The organism is Burkholderia perseverans (assembly GCF_022870505.1).
Taxonomy (GTDB): Bacteria; Pseudomonadota; Gammaproteobacteria; order Burkholderiales; family Burkholderiaceae; genus Burkholderia; species Burkholderia plantarii.
The window spans coordinates 3,315,961-3,329,434 of record NZ_CP045093.1 but is presented as its reverse complement, the minus strand read 5'-3'; the positions used below and the strand labels follow the sequence as shown (position 1 = coordinate 3,329,434).

The window sequence follows — 13,474 nt, the reverse complement described above, 5'->3', positions numbered from 1 at the left end:
CGGCACCGAGCCGCTACCCGTTGCCGCGCTCAGCGCAGCGTATCGAGATTCAGCGCATGCGACTGCCCGATCCAGAGCGCCGAATCGCGGTGGTCGCGCAGCGCGTCGCCGACATTGGGATGCACGAATACGTCGAGCGCGCCGTGATTCAGGGCCAGCCAGCCGACCACCGCCGCGAGTTGTCCGTGGTCGAATTCGAGTTGGTACGACCACATCGGGTGCGGGCCGACCGGCCGCTCGTGGAAGCGGCCGATCCGCACCAGGGTGCCGAGATGCGTTTCGATCGCCTCGCGCAGCGCCCACGCGGCGTCGCGGCTAGAGGCATCGAAATAGACGTGTGCGTGCCAGCTCGTGATGCCGGCGGGATCGAGAAAACTCATGGATGGCAATCGGGGAAGTGGGGCGATGAAGCGTCCATTGTCCGCGATTTCCCGAAAGCGTTCGTTCCGGCCCGGCCGCCGCCCGAATCGGCGACTACCGGCCAGCAACTAACGGTCAACCGGACCTGTCCCCGGGCAATCGCGAACGCGGCACGACGGCCGTCGCCTCAAAACCGTCACGCCGTCGTCATCCCGACGTCGCGCCAATCTCGTGTCGATGTCACGCCATCGTCAAGCCGCCGTGTCGACTGCATTTATTCCTGACGATATCCGCAACAGTGAGCACTCACCATACGATGCCGAAGCACGATAATCCCCCGTCATTCTTTTCGACTGTTGCGTATTCCGAATTAAATCGCCGACAGGCAACAGCTTCTTCACGCGCGGACATTGTTTTTGCCCTGGGCGTCGCGGTACGATTCTCGCGCTCCGGGGTTCCGGATGCGAACGGACGGCGCACCCGCTACGAGGATCGAGACCGCGAGCGCCGGCCGCCAATCAACAAGCGCAGCCGACGCTGCGCCGCGCGCCAATCGCAATGACACTTCTTCGCCCGTTTTCCGCCGTCCGGCCGTGCGCCGCGATGGCGGTCGCTTTCGTCACCGTGCTCGCCGGTTGCGCCTCGCCGCAGCAGCCGGACGTCGTTGCCCGCAAGACGGGCTGGATGCGCAGCGAGGTGGCCGATTCCTATCTGTATGCCTATCCGCTCGTGATGATGGACGTCGCGCGCGAAGCCGCCGCGAGCGGCGACGGCGTGGCGCCGGTTCCCGTCAACACGCTGAGCGGCGCCGCCGCGCTGCCGCCGGCCGGCGCGATGAACCCGCCGCTGCCGGGCGTCGACACGCTCGACGCGGGCGGCTGGCTCGACGTGGCCGCCGAGCCGGTGCTCGTCACGCTGCCGGACACGCACGGCCGCTATCTCGATGCGCGCGTGCTGGACATGTGGACCAACGTCGTCTGGTCCACCGGGGCCGATGCGAATCCGCGCAATGGCCTGGTTCGCGAGCAAACGATTGCCTTCGTCGGCCCCGACTTTCACGGCTCGCTGCCGGACGGCGTCAAGCGCGTCGACCTGCCGTCGCACGAGGCCTGGATCGGCGTGCGCGTGCGCACCGGCGGCGGCCGCGATCTGAACGAGGCGCGCCGCTGGCAGCGCGCGGTCCGGATCGTGCCGCTGTCGACTTTTTCGGCGCGTCCCGAGCGGGCCGAGCGGGCCGGCCGCGCGCAGGCGGCGCTCGACGAAGCGTCGGCGAACGCCGCCGCGACCTCGGCGACGGCCGCCTCGCGCGTCGCGGCGCTCGACGCGAAGGCGTTCTTCTCGCGCTTCGCGACCGCGCTGCGCGACAACCCGCCGGTGCAGCCGGACGCCCACGTCGATCAGGTGCTCGACGAGATCGGCGTGAAGGCGGGCAGCGGGGTGGACTGGACCGACGAACGCCTCGCCGCCGCGACGCGCGGCGTCGAGGATGCGCGCGCGCGGCTCGCCACGCCGCCGTCGAACCTGTTCGCGGCCGACGGCTGGCGTTGGCTCGGCGGCGACGCCGGCCGTTACGGACAGGATTACGCGCTGCGCGCCTACGCGGCGGCCACGCACTTCGGCGCCGGCGCGCGCGAAGACGAAACCGTCGCCGTGGTGGCGGTGGACGGCGACGGCAAGCCGCTCGACGGCGCCAACCGCTACGTGCTGCATTTCGCGCCGCGCGCGCTGCCGCCGGTGCGCGCGTTCTGGTCGCTGACGCCGTACACGGCCGACGGCGCGCTGCCCGAGGTCGGCCGCGGCCGACGCTCGATCGGCGGCTTCGATCGGCTACAGCGCAATCGCGATGGCTCGGTGGACATCATCGTGTCGGCGACCTCGCCGGGCCGGGCTCACGCGGCGAACTGGCTGCCCGCGCCGCGCGCCGATTTCCAGCTGGCGCTGCGCCTGTACGCGCCGAAGGCCGAGGCGACCGACGGTTCGTGGCAGCCGCCGGCGGTGGAGCGGCGCTGAGAAAGTGAGTGCTCGCTATGGTGTTCGGCATGGCCTGGCGAGAAGCGTGCCTCGCCATGGCGCACGCCGGGCGCCGAACGCCGGCTCCGCATCCAATCGGCATGCGGCCCGTGTTGTCGGCGCCGGTCGCGCCGGCGGTGCAACGATCGCCGGGCCTTATCGACCGCATCGTCGCGAGGGCTGGCGCATCGGGCAACCCGGCCTGCATGCCGGGCCTGCAACGCCTCCGACTAGCGCCGGCCGCGCGACGCAAAACGCCAGATGGACATAGCCGTCCTTCGACAGATCGGCTCGCGGTTCCAAAGGCCGCAATGGAGGCCGGGCCGCCGTGCCCAGGGCGGTACAGAGCAGTGCGGCGAGATTGCGGGAATTCATCCTCGTCCCGTCAGGCAAGCGCGTGGCGGGCTTTCAATTGCTTGACAGAGTATTTTCCGCCGGGGCGTTTCGACATCAGTCAATGACGATGCGGAAACGCCGACGCGATACTCGCGGGCCGCCCCTGGCCTCGCTACAGGCCCTCTTCGGCAAGCGCGCGGGCGACGGGCGGCAGCGCCCGCAGGCGGTCGTGGTAGCCGGCGAGATTCGTGGGGACGTCGATGCCGTGGGCGCTCGCCCATCGCAGCATCACGAACAGGTAAGGGTCCGCGATGGTGATCCGGGGCCCCACGATGTGCGCCGCGTCGCCGAGTTGCCGCCCCAGGGCCGCGAAATGCCGGGTCAACGACTGCTTCGCCGCGGCCTGCTCGGCGTCCGGGGCGCGTTTCCACAGTGGCTTGAAGTTCCCGTGCAGCTCGGTCGTCATGAACGACAGCGTCTCGAGCACGCGCCAGCGGGCAGGCCCCTGCGCCGGCAGCAGGTGGGTCGCGTGTTCGGCGACGTAGCAGAGATTGGCGAGCGCTTCGCTCAACACCATGCCGTCGTCGAATTCGAGCGTCGGGACGAAACCATGTGGATTGATATCGAGGAAATCGCGGCCGTCCCCGGTGCGCTTGTCGCGATCGATGCGCACCAGTTCGAACGGCAGGCCGGCCTCGATCAGCGCGATGTGAACCGCGAGGCTGCAGGCGCCGGGATGGTAGAAAAGCTTCATGGTAGTGTCGGGCGGTGGCGCGAGGATTGGACGAGAATCCAGTATCGAAGATCTCGCCACACGCCGAAAACGCATATTTTCAGGACCTAGTCAGATCGATATGACCATGCCGCCCGACGCGCCCCGGGATTGCCGCGGCGTCAGCGAGATATTCGGCCAGATTGGCGAGAAGTGGACCATGCAGGTGGTCGTCACGCTGCGAGACGAGCCGCGGCGTTTCAATGAAATCAAGCGCCTCGTGACCGGCATTTCGCAGCAGATGCTGACGCGCACCTTGAAGGCGCTGGAGCGTGACGGCCTGGTCCTGCGCAGCGTCCGGGCCACCTCGCCGCCGCAGGTCGACTATGCGCTGACCGAGCTGGGGCGCTCGTTTGCGGAGCCGGCGCGCCAGCTCGCGGAATGGGCAAGGGCGCATCGGGCGACGGTCGACGCCAACCGGGCGCGCTACGACGAAGCGCACTGACCGCACGCCGACAACGGCTCGCGGCCGTGCCAGAAATCTTTCGTCGACTCGATGGAAAGTGAGCGCACGCTCCGCTGATAGCGCAGTGGCGGCCAGCTATTCCTTCCGGGCCGCCGCCTTGCCGGAAACTTACAATTCCTGAAGTTTCCGGCGCCGATCGCCCTGGCCAACCGCCTATACTTCGGAAATCCCAAGGCTTCCGCCCCGATTTTGCCGACGGCGCCGCCGTCGCCTCACCGGCACCTCCTGCATGGCCAGTATCCAGAAAAAGCAGTCCGACGCTCCCCGTTCCCGATTCGCGCAATGGCTGGGCGGCCTCGTTCGCGCGCGCGGCACCCGGCGCGTCGCGCTCGGCGTGGTCGCGTTCCTCGTGCTGTTCGGCCTGCTCGGCTTCTTCGCGGCGCCGCCGCTGATCCGCCATCTCGCCGAGCAGCAGCTGAGCCGCCAGCTCGGCCGCCCGGCCAGGATCGCGCGGATCGCGCTGAATCCCTACACGCTGCGGCTCGAGGCCGACGGCATCCACGTGGGCGAGCCGGCCGGCGGCGCCCCGTTCATCGACATCGCGAAGCTGATCGTGCGGCCGGCGTGGGCCTCGCTGCTGCGCGGCGCGCCGATCGTCGACGAGGTGCGGATCGATTCGCCGCGCTTCCACATCGTCCGCTACGACGCGCAGCGCTTCAATTTCACCGACCTGATCGAGAAATTCTCGAAGCCGTCGCCGCAGCCCGCGTCGGGGCCGGCGCGCTTCTCGGTGTCGAACATCCAGATCAACAACGGCCGGATCGATTTCGACGACCGCCTGCTCGGCGTGCGGCACACGGTGGACCAGTGGACGCTCGGCGTGCCGTTCGTCGCGACGCTGGCGTCGAAGACCGACATCTTCGTGCAGCCGACGCTGCGCCTGCGGCTCGACGGCAGCCCGATCGCGATCGACGGCAGGACCAAGCCGTTCGCGCGCTCGCGCGAGTCGCAGATCAACCTGAAGTTCGACGGGCTCGACGTGCCGAAGCTGCTGTCCTACGCGCCGGCCAGACTGCCCGTGGCGATGAATTCGGGCCGGCTGTCGAGCGATCTGGCCGTGAGCTTCGCGATCGACGGCGACACGAGCGCGCTGCGCGTGTCGGGCAGCGTCGAGCTGGCCGACGCGAACGTGACCGATGCGCAGGGCCGGCCGCTTTTCGCGGCGCGCCGCCTGCACGTGGCCGCCGCGTCGCTCGAACCGCTGCGCCGCGCGCTGCATTTCGACGAGATCCGCGTCGAGGCGCCGGAGCTGACGCTGACGCGCGATGCGGCGGGTCTGCTGAACGTGCAGCGGCTCGCGGCGGCGCAGGGGGCATCGGGGGCGGGCGCCGCTTCGCCGGTGGCAGCCGTTTCGTCCGCAACGTCGTCCGGGGCATCCACGAGCGCATCCGCCGCCGCTTCGCCGGCCGCGGCCGCCTCCACGGCCACTGCCACGCCGGCGTCCCCCCGGCCGCTCGACCTGACGGTCTCACGCCTCGCGATCGACAACGGCACGATCCGTGTCAGCGACGCCTCGGTGTCGCCGCCCGTCGCGCTCACGCTCGCGAACCTGAAGACCACGCTCACCGGCTTCACGCTGCAGGGCCGCCAGCCCGCGAAGTTCTGGATCTCGACCTCGCTCGCGCAGGGCGGCGCGCTGCGCGCGGCCGGCGCGATCAGCCTCGCGCAGCAGCAGGCGGGCGGCCATCTGACGATCGACGCGCTGGCGCTGCCGGCAATCGCGCCGTATCTGGCGAGCGCGAGCCGGGCGAAGCTGCTCGACGGCAGGCTCGGCGCCAGCGTCGACGCGTTCGCCGACTGGTCGAAGGCGCCGCTCGCGGCCAACATCGGCCCGAGCACGCTGACGCTGAGCGCGCTGAAGCTCGGCGCGCCGTATGCGAAGGCGCCCGTGATCGCGCTGTCGAAGGCGAGCGTCGGCGTGACGCGCATCGACCTTGGCGCGCGCACCGCCGAACTCGCGAGCATCGACGTGGACGGGCTGTCGGCCGACGTGGCGCGGCTGAAGGACGGCCAGATCGATCTGGCGTCGCTGGCCGGGCCGGCGCACGACGCCCGCGTCGAACATGAGCATGTCGCTCGCGCCGCCGAATCCACCCAGGCCGCCGCGCCATGGCACTACCGCATCGGCGCGCTGAACCTGACCGACGCGAAGGCCAACGTCACCGACCTGTCGACACCGCGCCCGGTGAAGCTCGCGTTCTCGCCGCTGACGCTGACGCTCGGCCCGATCAGCGACGACCTGTCGAAGCCGCTGCCGCTGTCGCTGCGCACCACGCTGAACCGCAAGGGCAGCGTCGAGATCGCGGGCGAGGTGCGCGCCACGCCGCTCGACGCGCGCCTGCGCATCGACGGCAAGCGCCTTGACGCGGCCGCGTTCGAACCGTATTTCGGCAGCGCGCTCAACGCGACGATCGCGAGCGCGCTGCTCGACGCGAAGGGCGATCTCGCGGTGTCGCAGGCCGGCGCGGCGACCAAGGCGTCGTATCGCGGCGATCTCGCGCTGGTCGACGTGCGGCTGCTCGACAAGGCTTCGTCGGACCCGTTCGCGGGCTGGCGCTCGCTCGCGCTGTCGAACCTGAAGGCGAACTACGACAGCGCGCGCGGCACCGACGTGGACGCCGCGCGCGTGACGTTCGCGAACTTCTACGGCCGCGTGCTGCTCGACGCGCAGGGCCGGCTGAACCTCAACGACGTGGTGGCGAAACAGAGCGGCCCCGCCCAGTCGCTGACGCGCGGCGCGGGCAGCACAAATGGCACGGAGCCGCTGCCGCTCTCGCCGACCGCCTCCGCGGTGGCGGCCGCGAGCGCGCAGCCGGCTTCGGCCGCCACGCCTTCGCAGGATGTTGCGTCCGCAACCACTGCCGCGGCCGCCGTGCCGGCATCGGCCCCCGCGCTCGTCACGGCCGCGCCGGCGCCGAGCCGGCCGGTGCGGATGCGCGTCGGCGAACTGGTGCTGCGCGACGGCCGCGTGACCTACACCGACAACTTCATCCGCCCGAACTACACGGCGGACCTGGTCGCGATCAAGGGCACCGTCGGCGCGTTCGGCACCGAGTCGCAGACTCCCGCGCCCGTCGATATCGGCGCGAGCCTCGAAGGCAACGGTCCGATCTCGATCAAGGGCTCGGTGAACCCGCTGATCGCGAAGCCGGCGCTCGACCTGACGGCCTCCGCGCACGGCATCGAGTTGACCAACCTCACGCCGTATTCGGCCAAGTACGCGGGCTATCCGATCACGAAGGGCAAGCTCAACGTCGACCTGCACTACCAGCTCGCGGACGACCAGCTCAGCGCGAACAACCACATCTTCATCGACCAGCTGACGTTCGGCGACCACGTCGATAACGACACGGCGACCAAGCTGCCGGTGCGCCTCGCGATCTCGCTGCTGAAGAACTCGCGCGGCGAGATCGACGTGAACATCCCGGTGTCCGGCTCGCTGTCGAACCCGGAATTCAGCGTCGGCGGGCTGATCTGGCATGCGGTGCTGAACCTGCTGAAGAAGGCGGTGACGGCGCCGTTCTCGCTGCTCGCGAGCGCGTTCGGCGGTGGCGGCGAGGAACTCGGCTACGTGGAATTCGCGCCGGGGCTCGCGACGCTGTCCGACGCCGCGAAGCAGAAGCTAGACACGATCGCGAAGCTGCTGGCCGAGAAGCCCTCGATCCGGCTCGACCTGACGGGCCGTGTCGATCCCGCGCGCGACGAGCCGGGCCTGCGCGAAGCCTACGTCGAGCGGCTGGTGCGCCAGCAGAAGCTCAAGGACGTGGTGGGGCAGGGCGAGAGCGTCGATCCGATGACGGTGAAGGTCGCGCCGGACGAAGCCACGCAATACCTGACGCGCGCCTACAAGGCGGCCGACTTCAAGAAGCCGCGCAACCTGATCGGCCTGCAGAAGACACTGCCCGACGCCGAGATGCGGCAGGCGCTGGAAGATCACGCGCCGGTGGACGAGGCGAGCCTGCGCGGCCTGGCCCAGGCGCGCGCGCAGGCGGTGCGCGAGTATCTGGACGGGAAGGTGGACGCGAGCCGGATGTTCGTCGTCGCGCCGAAGCTCGACGCGAAGGGGATCGAGGACAAGGGCGCGACCACGCGCGTGGATTTCGGGCTCAAGTGAGGCGGGTGACCCGCGCGCGCCGCGAGGCGACGCGGGTGGCGGGCGCGTTCGGGACCGGCGTCGTCGTCATCATGGCGCCGCCGAAGGCGCTTCGGTGGTTCAGGAAGCCGGCAGCCTGCTTTCGCGCGCGATGTCGGCGAGAAGGGCGCCTGCGCGTGCCCGACTCGAGGCCGGCCGTGCCGGCGCGCTCGTGATCACGTCGATCGACATGCCATCGCCCGAAACGGCAAGCCGGCGCCGGGCGCAACCCGTCCCTTTATCGACCGCGCCCGACCGATACCTCAGCGCCCCGTCGCGACGGCCGGCGCCGGTTCGCGCCTGGCCAGCTCCTTGCGCGCGGCCAGCGGAATCCGCGCGTCGTCCCAGGCGCTCAGCCATTCCACTTCCTTGGCGGTGAATACCTGGCCGTAGTTGCGCAGCGCGTACTGCAGCGAATCGATGATGTGATTGCGGATGATTTCCGGCGTGCGCGTGTCGTCGAGCACGGAGCGGAACGCTTCGAGCGTGGCCATCGTCAGGCTCCGGATAAGGGAAAACCCGGTTATCGCACGTCAATACTCGCTCGCCAACCCGGACAAAATAGTTTTGCGGCGGCGTTGCGCGCCCGCATCGGCGCGCGATCGCTGCATCCGGCAAGGAGAGGGGTTACGACGCGGACCCATGAACGGGTCACGCCCGCCGCGCCGCCTGGCGCCGATGCACCCAGCCATCCATCGCGGCGCACAGCACGAGCAGCGCGCTGGTGACGAAGAACACCGCGTGCAGCCCGACGTGCGCGCCGATCTGCCCGCCGATCAGCGGCCCGATCACCTGCCCCGAAAACTGCGCCGATTGCAGGTAGCCGAGCACGCTGCCCGAGCGATGCTCGTCCACGGCGTGCCGCACCAGCTTGGCGATCGACGGCAACAGGCCGGCGATCGACATCCCCATCAGGCCGCGCAGCAGCGCGAGCTGCCACCACTGCGTGACGAACGCCTGCGGCAGCAGCATCACGCCGGTGACGAGCAGGCAGCCGACGATCACCGGCCAGCCGCCGACGCGATCGGCGAGCGCGCCCAGACGCGGTGCCGTGATCATGCTGCCGAACGCGGAAGCGGCCATCACGATGCCGGCGGTGCGCGCCAGATGGTCGTGCGGCACGCCGAGCTGGCCGATGTAGACGGTGATGATCGGCTCGATCGACATGTTGGCGAGCAGCACCATCATGGCGGTGACGAGCAGCGCGCCGAGCGCGGCGCGCTCGATGGCCGGGCGCGTGGCGTCGGTGCCCGGCGCGGCGTCGCGGCGCGCGCGGCTGTCCACGCCGCGCTCGAAATCCTCGCGCACCAGCGCGATGGTGGCCACGGCGGCCACCGCGATCACCGCGCCGCCCACGAAGAACGTGCCGCGGATGCCGACCAGCGCCGGCAGGAAGCCGCCCACCAGCGGGCCGATCAGGTTGCCGGCGAGCGCGCCGGTGGAGAGCACGCCGAGCGCCCAGCCGGCCCGCTCGCGCGGCGCCTGGGTGCCCACCATCACGATTGAGGCCGATGCGTAGCCGCCGATCAGCCCGGCGGCCAGCCGCAGCACCACCAGCTCGGTCACGCTGTGCGCGATGCCGATCAGCGACATCACCACCGCCATGCCGATCGCCGCGCGCACCAGCATCGGCTTGCGGCCGTAGCGGTCGGCCAGCCGCCCCCACAGCGGCGCGGTGATCGCCGTGCCGAAGAAGGTCGCGCCGAACGCGACGCCCGACCATTGCACGATGCCGGCCGGATCCGTCACGCCGAGCTGCTCGACGTAGAGCGGCAGGAACGGCAGCAGCATGCTGAGGCTCACCAGCGTCGTGAACGAGCCGAACACGCAGACCGCGAGATTGCGCTTCCAGTAGCGCGCGTTGCGTTCGGCATAGCTGCGCGGAGCGGCCTGTGCAGCGGATGCGTTGGGTATGGCTTGGGCGGTGCTTGGGGCCGGGTGGGACATCGGATGCCTCATCTACGCTCGTCGAAGGGGAGCGGCATGGCGGCTGCCATGCCGTGCGTCACGTTCGCGCGTCGCGCCGTGACAGGCCGGCGGCCAGGTCGATCAGCAGCGCCAGCACCATCGACGCGGTGCCGATTGCGAACAGCAGGCGGTAGTCGCCGCCGTGATGCGAGAACACGTAGGACAGCCCGTAGGCGGCCAGCGCCTGGCACAGCGCGAAGCCGACCGTGGCCGTGCGCCAGGCCGGATCGCGCCGCGCCGGATGGTGCGCGAGCAACTCGTGCAGCCGGCCGAGCACGAGCGGCACGGTGCCGGTGACGAACGCGCCCACCACCACGCTCGACAGCATCAGCCAGAACGTGCCGAGCCCGAGCGCCGGGATCGCCACGCCGCCGATCTCGAGCACGAACGCGAGCCGCAGCGCGTTGCCGAAGCCGATCCGGTCGGCCAGCGCGCCCGCCACCACCGGCCCGAGCGTGGCGCCGATGCCGAACAGCACCCAGTATTCGGCGCCCACCTGCAGGCTCTGGCCGAGGCCGCGCGTGACGTAGTCGACCAGGAAGATCATGTGCGGCACCCAGCCGGCCGCATTCAGCGCGTATTCGGCGTAGAGCGCGCGCAGCGGACGCGACGCGGGTGCGTGGCGGTGCCGTGCCGGCGCGGCGGGGGTGGCCGGCGGCGCGGCCTCATGCGGCCAGCCGTGCCAGGCGAGCGCCGTGAGCGCGAGCGAGAGCAGCCCGATGCCGATCCAGGTGGCCGGCAGGCCGCGTTGCAGCAGCAGCGGCACGACCGTGCCGGAGGCCACCACGCCCACCCCCACACCCATGAAGATCACGCCGCTCACCAGGCCGCGCCGCGAGGCCGGCACGTGCTGCAGCACGGTGGGCGCGGCCAGCACCATCAGCGCGCCGCCGGCCAGCCCGGCGAGCAGGCGCCAGATGAAGAACCACGCGAACGAGAGCGGATACGCGCAGGCGACGAACGCCACCGTCGCGAGCAGCATCATCGCGCGCAGCGTGAGCGTGACGCCGGCCCGGGCGGCCGCCTGGCGGCCCGTCAGCGCGCCGAGCAGGTAGCCGGCGAGGTTGGCCGCGCCGAGATAGGCGGCCAGCGACGGCGCGAACCAGTGCGCGTCGACGATCGCCGGCAGCAGCGGGGTGTAGGCGAAACGCGCCAGCCCGATGCCCACCAGGCTGGCGCTGAATCCGGACAGGGTGGCCCGCCAGACCTGCACGCCGCGCGCGGCGCGGGTGGCGTGGGGGGAGGAGTCGGCTGCGCGTTGCATCGTCGTTCCTTGGCTCGATTCGATTATTCGATAGCTTGAGGTTACGCGTCATCACTAATCCATAGAACTGAATTATCAAGATAGGGGATATCTGGAATGGAGATCACTGCTATGCCGATTCATCGTTTCCCGGCCGGGCGTCGGGCTCGCTACAATCGTCGCGTCGATAGCCCTCGAAGCGTTTCGCTTTTCCGATCATGGACCTTGCCGACCTGAAGACCTTCGAAGCCGTAGCGCGCCATGGCAGCATGAACAAGGCGGCGGCCGAGCTGCACACGGTGCAGTCGAACGTGACCGCGCGGATTCGCGCGCTGGAGGACGAACTCGGCGTGGCGCTGTTCCAGCGTCATGCACGCGGCGTGACCGTCACGCCGGCCGCGCAGCGCATGCTGCCGTTCGTCGGCCGCATCGCGCAGCTGGTCAACGAGGCGCGCGCCGCCGCCACCGATCGCGGCGAGCCCACCGGCACGCTCGCGCTCGGCACGCTGGAGACCACCATGGCGCTGCGGCTCTCGCCGCTCTTGACCGACTTCGCGCGTACCTGGCCGGAGGTGCGGCTGGTGGTCAATTCGGGCACCACCTCGGGGCTGATGCAGGACGTGATCGACTACCGGCTCGACGGCGCGTTCGTGGCCGGCCCGATCTATCATCCGGCCCTGCACGTCGAGACGATGTTCACCGAGGAACTGGTACTGGTGACGAGCCCCGCGATCCGCTCCGTGAAGGAACTGGCCGGCCGGCCGGACCTGAAGACGGTGGTATTCCAGTTCGGCTGCTCGTACCGGCAGCGGCTCGATGCGTTCCTGGCCGGGATGGGCATCGTGGTGGCGAAGCCGCTCGAATTCGGCTCGCTCGACGCGATCATCAACTGCGTGGCGGCCGGCGTGGGCATCACGCTGCTGCCCAAGGGCGTGGTGGCCGACGCGGCGACGGCCGGCGACGTTTCGATCCATCGCGTGCCGAAGGAGCTGGCGCATGTCGAGACGCTGTTCGTGCGGCGCGAGGATGCCTACGTGTCGAGCGCGATGACGGCGTTCCTCGAGATGGCGCGGCAGGTCTACCGGCAGTCGAAGGCGGTGCCGGGGCGCGGGCGCCGCGGCGTCGAGCCCCAGGCGGTGCCGGCTTGAGGGGGCTGGCTTGAGGCGGGCGGCGTGCTTCGTTTTCCGCTTGCCGTTTTCCAGTTTTGCTGCCGGGCTGCCGGGTCCGGTATCGGCGCATTTTCGTTTCGTCTTGCTCCGCTCCGCCGCCGTTTGATTACCTGCCGTGTAATTGGCCGGCCGCGCGCCCGGCCCTAACCTTGGTTCATCGCGCGACACCTCCGTCGCGCGCTCAACCAAGGAGCGCCTCATGTCGTCATTCCCCATTCATTCGATCGCCTCGGCGCCGCAGAAATCGGTTGCCGCGCTCGAGCAGCTGCATGCCGCGTTCGGCACGATCCCGGCAATCGCCGGCGTGATCGCGGCCTCGCCGGTGCTGCTCAACGGCTTCGTCGCCGTGTTCGCCAACGTGCATTCGGGCAGCTTTTCCGAGGCCGAGATCCAGACGCTGCTGCTGACGAACGCCGTGACCAACCGCTGCGAGTGGGCGGTGGCGTTTCACACCGGTCTGGCGCTGCAACAGGGCGTATCGCAGGCCGAGGTCGATGCATTGCGCGCCGGCCGCTCGCCCGAGGACACGCGCCGGCATGCGCTGTCGACGCTGGCCCGCACGTTGATCGAGACGCGCGGCCACCTGCAGCCGGCCGCGCTGCAAGCGTTCCTCGACGCTGGTTTCGATTCGTCGCAGATGCTCGAAGTGATCGCCGCGGTGGCCGCCTCGACCATCACGAACTACACCGGCAGCGTCGCGCGCCCGCCGCTCGCGGCACCGTTCGACGCCTACGCCTGGCACGCGCCGGTTTGACGCCCGTCCGTTCGATTTCAGGCGGCAGGTGTTTCCTGGGATGAATCAGGATTCCGAATGAAACGCGCCGGCTCCATGCTCGCGGTATCGCGAGTCGTGGGGCCGGCGCGCCTGCTGTGCTTGATCGCTGCGCTTGCAGGAGGTGGGGCGGCCATTCTCACAGGTCCGGACCGGCGCGACGGGAATTTTCGCCCCGCACTCACCGGGCGACGCCGCCGGGCGAGTAAAACGCGTGGCTGGACTCGATGAGACGAAAGAGCATGA

Annotated in this window: 10 protein-coding genes; 5 read left to right on the top strand and 5 right to left on the bottom strand. The window is 70.0% G+C overall.

Annotation, left to right across the window (positions count from 1 at the left end; translation table 11 throughout):
* Window positions 1–29: 29 nt before the first annotated feature.
* On the bottom strand, window positions 30–380 hold the full coding sequence (locus tag BpN12_RS13950) for a DOPA 4,5-dioxygenase family protein (RefSeq protein WP_246793160.1): 351 nt from the start codon (window positions 378–380) through the stop codon (window positions 30–32).
* Window positions 381–963: 583 nt separating this feature from the next.
* Here BpN12_RS13950 and BpN12_RS13945 point away from each other — a divergent pair.
* Window positions 964–2,370, top strand: a complete 1,407-nt coding sequence (locus tag BpN12_RS13945; protein ID WP_246793159.1) for a DUF1254 domain-containing protein — start codon at window positions 964–966, stop codon at window positions 2,368–2,370.
* A gap of 508 nt (window positions 2,371–2,878) precedes the next feature.
* Here the strand turns inward: BpN12_RS13945 and BpN12_RS13940 are convergent.
* Window positions 2,879–3,460 (bottom strand): glutathione S-transferase C-terminal domain-containing protein, encoded by a 582-nt coding sequence (locus tag BpN12_RS13940; RefSeq protein ID WP_246793158.1) that lies wholly within the window; start codon window positions 3,458–3,460, stop codon window positions 2,879–2,881.
* Window positions 3,461–3,566: 106 nt separating this feature from the next.
* On the opposite strand from BpN12_RS13940, the gene BpN12_RS13935 reads away from it, so the two are divergent.
* Window positions 3,567–3,923 carry a winged helix-turn-helix transcriptional regulator gene (locus tag BpN12_RS13935; protein ID WP_342346194.1) on the top strand — a complete coding sequence of 119 codons (357 nt, stop codon included), beginning with the start codon at window positions 3,567–3,569 and terminating at the stop codon, window positions 3,921–3,923.
* 250 nt (window positions 3,924–4,173) lie between these two features.
* Complete coding sequence (locus tag BpN12_RS13930) at window positions 4,174–8,058, top strand: DUF748 domain-containing protein (RefSeq protein WP_246793156.1); 3,885 nt, start codon at window positions 4,174–4,176, stop codon at window positions 8,056–8,058.
* A 281-nt stretch (window positions 8,059–8,339) separates the two neighbouring features.
* Here BpN12_RS13930 and BpN12_RS13925 read toward each other — a convergent pair whose 3' ends face one another.
* The 3 genes from BpN12_RS13925 to BpN12_RS13915 form a co-directional block, all read right to left on the bottom strand.
* Window positions 8,340–8,570 (bottom strand): hypothetical protein, encoded by a 231-nt coding sequence (locus BpN12_RS13925; RefSeq protein ID WP_042629094.1) that lies wholly within the window; start codon window positions 8,568–8,570, stop codon window positions 8,340–8,342.
* Window positions 8,571–8,727: 157 nt separating this feature from the next.
* Complete coding sequence (locus BpN12_RS13920; protein ID WP_246793155.1) at window positions 8,728–10,023, bottom strand: MFS transporter; 1,296 nt, start codon at window positions 10,021–10,023, stop codon at window positions 8,728–8,730.
* Window positions 10,024–10,081: 58 nt separating this feature from the next.
* Window positions 10,082–11,308: a YbfB/YjiJ family MFS transporter gene (locus tag BpN12_RS13915; RefSeq protein WP_246793154.1), complete on the bottom strand. Its 1,227-nt coding sequence runs from the start codon at window positions 11,306–11,308 to the stop codon at window positions 10,082–10,084.
* A gap of 197 nt (window positions 11,309–11,505) precedes the next feature.
* On the opposite strand from BpN12_RS13915, the gene BpN12_RS13910 reads away from it, so the two are divergent.
* Both BpN12_RS13910 and BpN12_RS13905 read left to right on the top strand, forming a co-directional pair.
* Window positions 11,506–12,435: a LysR family transcriptional regulator gene (locus BpN12_RS13910; protein WP_246793153.1), complete on the top strand. Its 930-nt coding sequence runs from the start codon at window positions 11,506–11,508 to the stop codon at window positions 12,433–12,435.
* A 220-nt stretch (window positions 12,436–12,655) separates the two neighbouring features.
* On the top strand, window positions 12,656–13,210 hold the full coding sequence (locus BpN12_RS13905) for a carboxymuconolactone decarboxylase family protein (RefSeq protein WP_246793152.1): 555 nt from the start codon (window positions 12,656–12,658) through the stop codon (window positions 13,208–13,210).
* Window positions 13,211–13,474: the final 264 nt, after the last annotated feature.

Bases quoted from the DNA above. Each gene is read 5' to 3' on its own strand.
- BpN12_RS13950 (WP_246793160.1), bottom strand. From the start codon at position 380: ATGAGTTTTCTCGATCCCGCCGGCATCACGAGCTGGCACGCACACGTC.
- BpN12_RS13905 (WP_246793152.1), top strand. From the start codon at position 12,656: ATGTCGTCATTCCCCATTCATTCGATCGCCTCGGCGCCGCAGAAATCG.
- BpN12_RS13915 (WP_246793154.1), bottom strand. From the start codon at position 11,308: ATGCAACGCGCAGCCGACTCCTCCCCCCACGCCACCCGCGCCGCGCGC.
- BpN12_RS13945 (WP_246793159.1), top strand. From the start codon at position 964: ATGGCGGTCGCTTTCGTCACCGTGCTCGCCGGTTGCGCCTCGCCGCAG.
- BpN12_RS13930 (WP_246793156.1), top strand. From the start codon at position 4,174: ATGGCCAGTATCCAGAAAAAGCAGTCCGACGCTCCCCGTTCCCGATTC.
- BpN12_RS13935 (WP_342346194.1), top strand. From the start codon at position 3,567: ATGCCGCCCGACGCGCCCCGGGATTGCCGCGGCGTCAGCGAGATATTC.
- BpN12_RS13910 (WP_246793153.1), top strand. From the start codon at position 11,506: ATGGACCTTGCCGACCTGAAGACCTTCGAAGCCGTAGCGCGCCATGGC.
- BpN12_RS13925 (WP_042629094.1), bottom strand. From the start codon at position 8,570: ATGGCCACGCTCGAAGCGTTCCGCTCCGTGCTCGACGACACGCGCACG.
- BpN12_RS13940 (WP_246793158.1), bottom strand. From the start codon at position 3,460: ATGAAGCTTTTCTACCATCCCGGCGCCTGCAGCCTCGCGGTTCACATC.
- BpN12_RS13920 (WP_246793155.1), bottom strand. From the start codon at position 10,023: ATGTCCCACCCGGCCCCAAGCACCGCCCAAGCCATACCCAACGCATCC.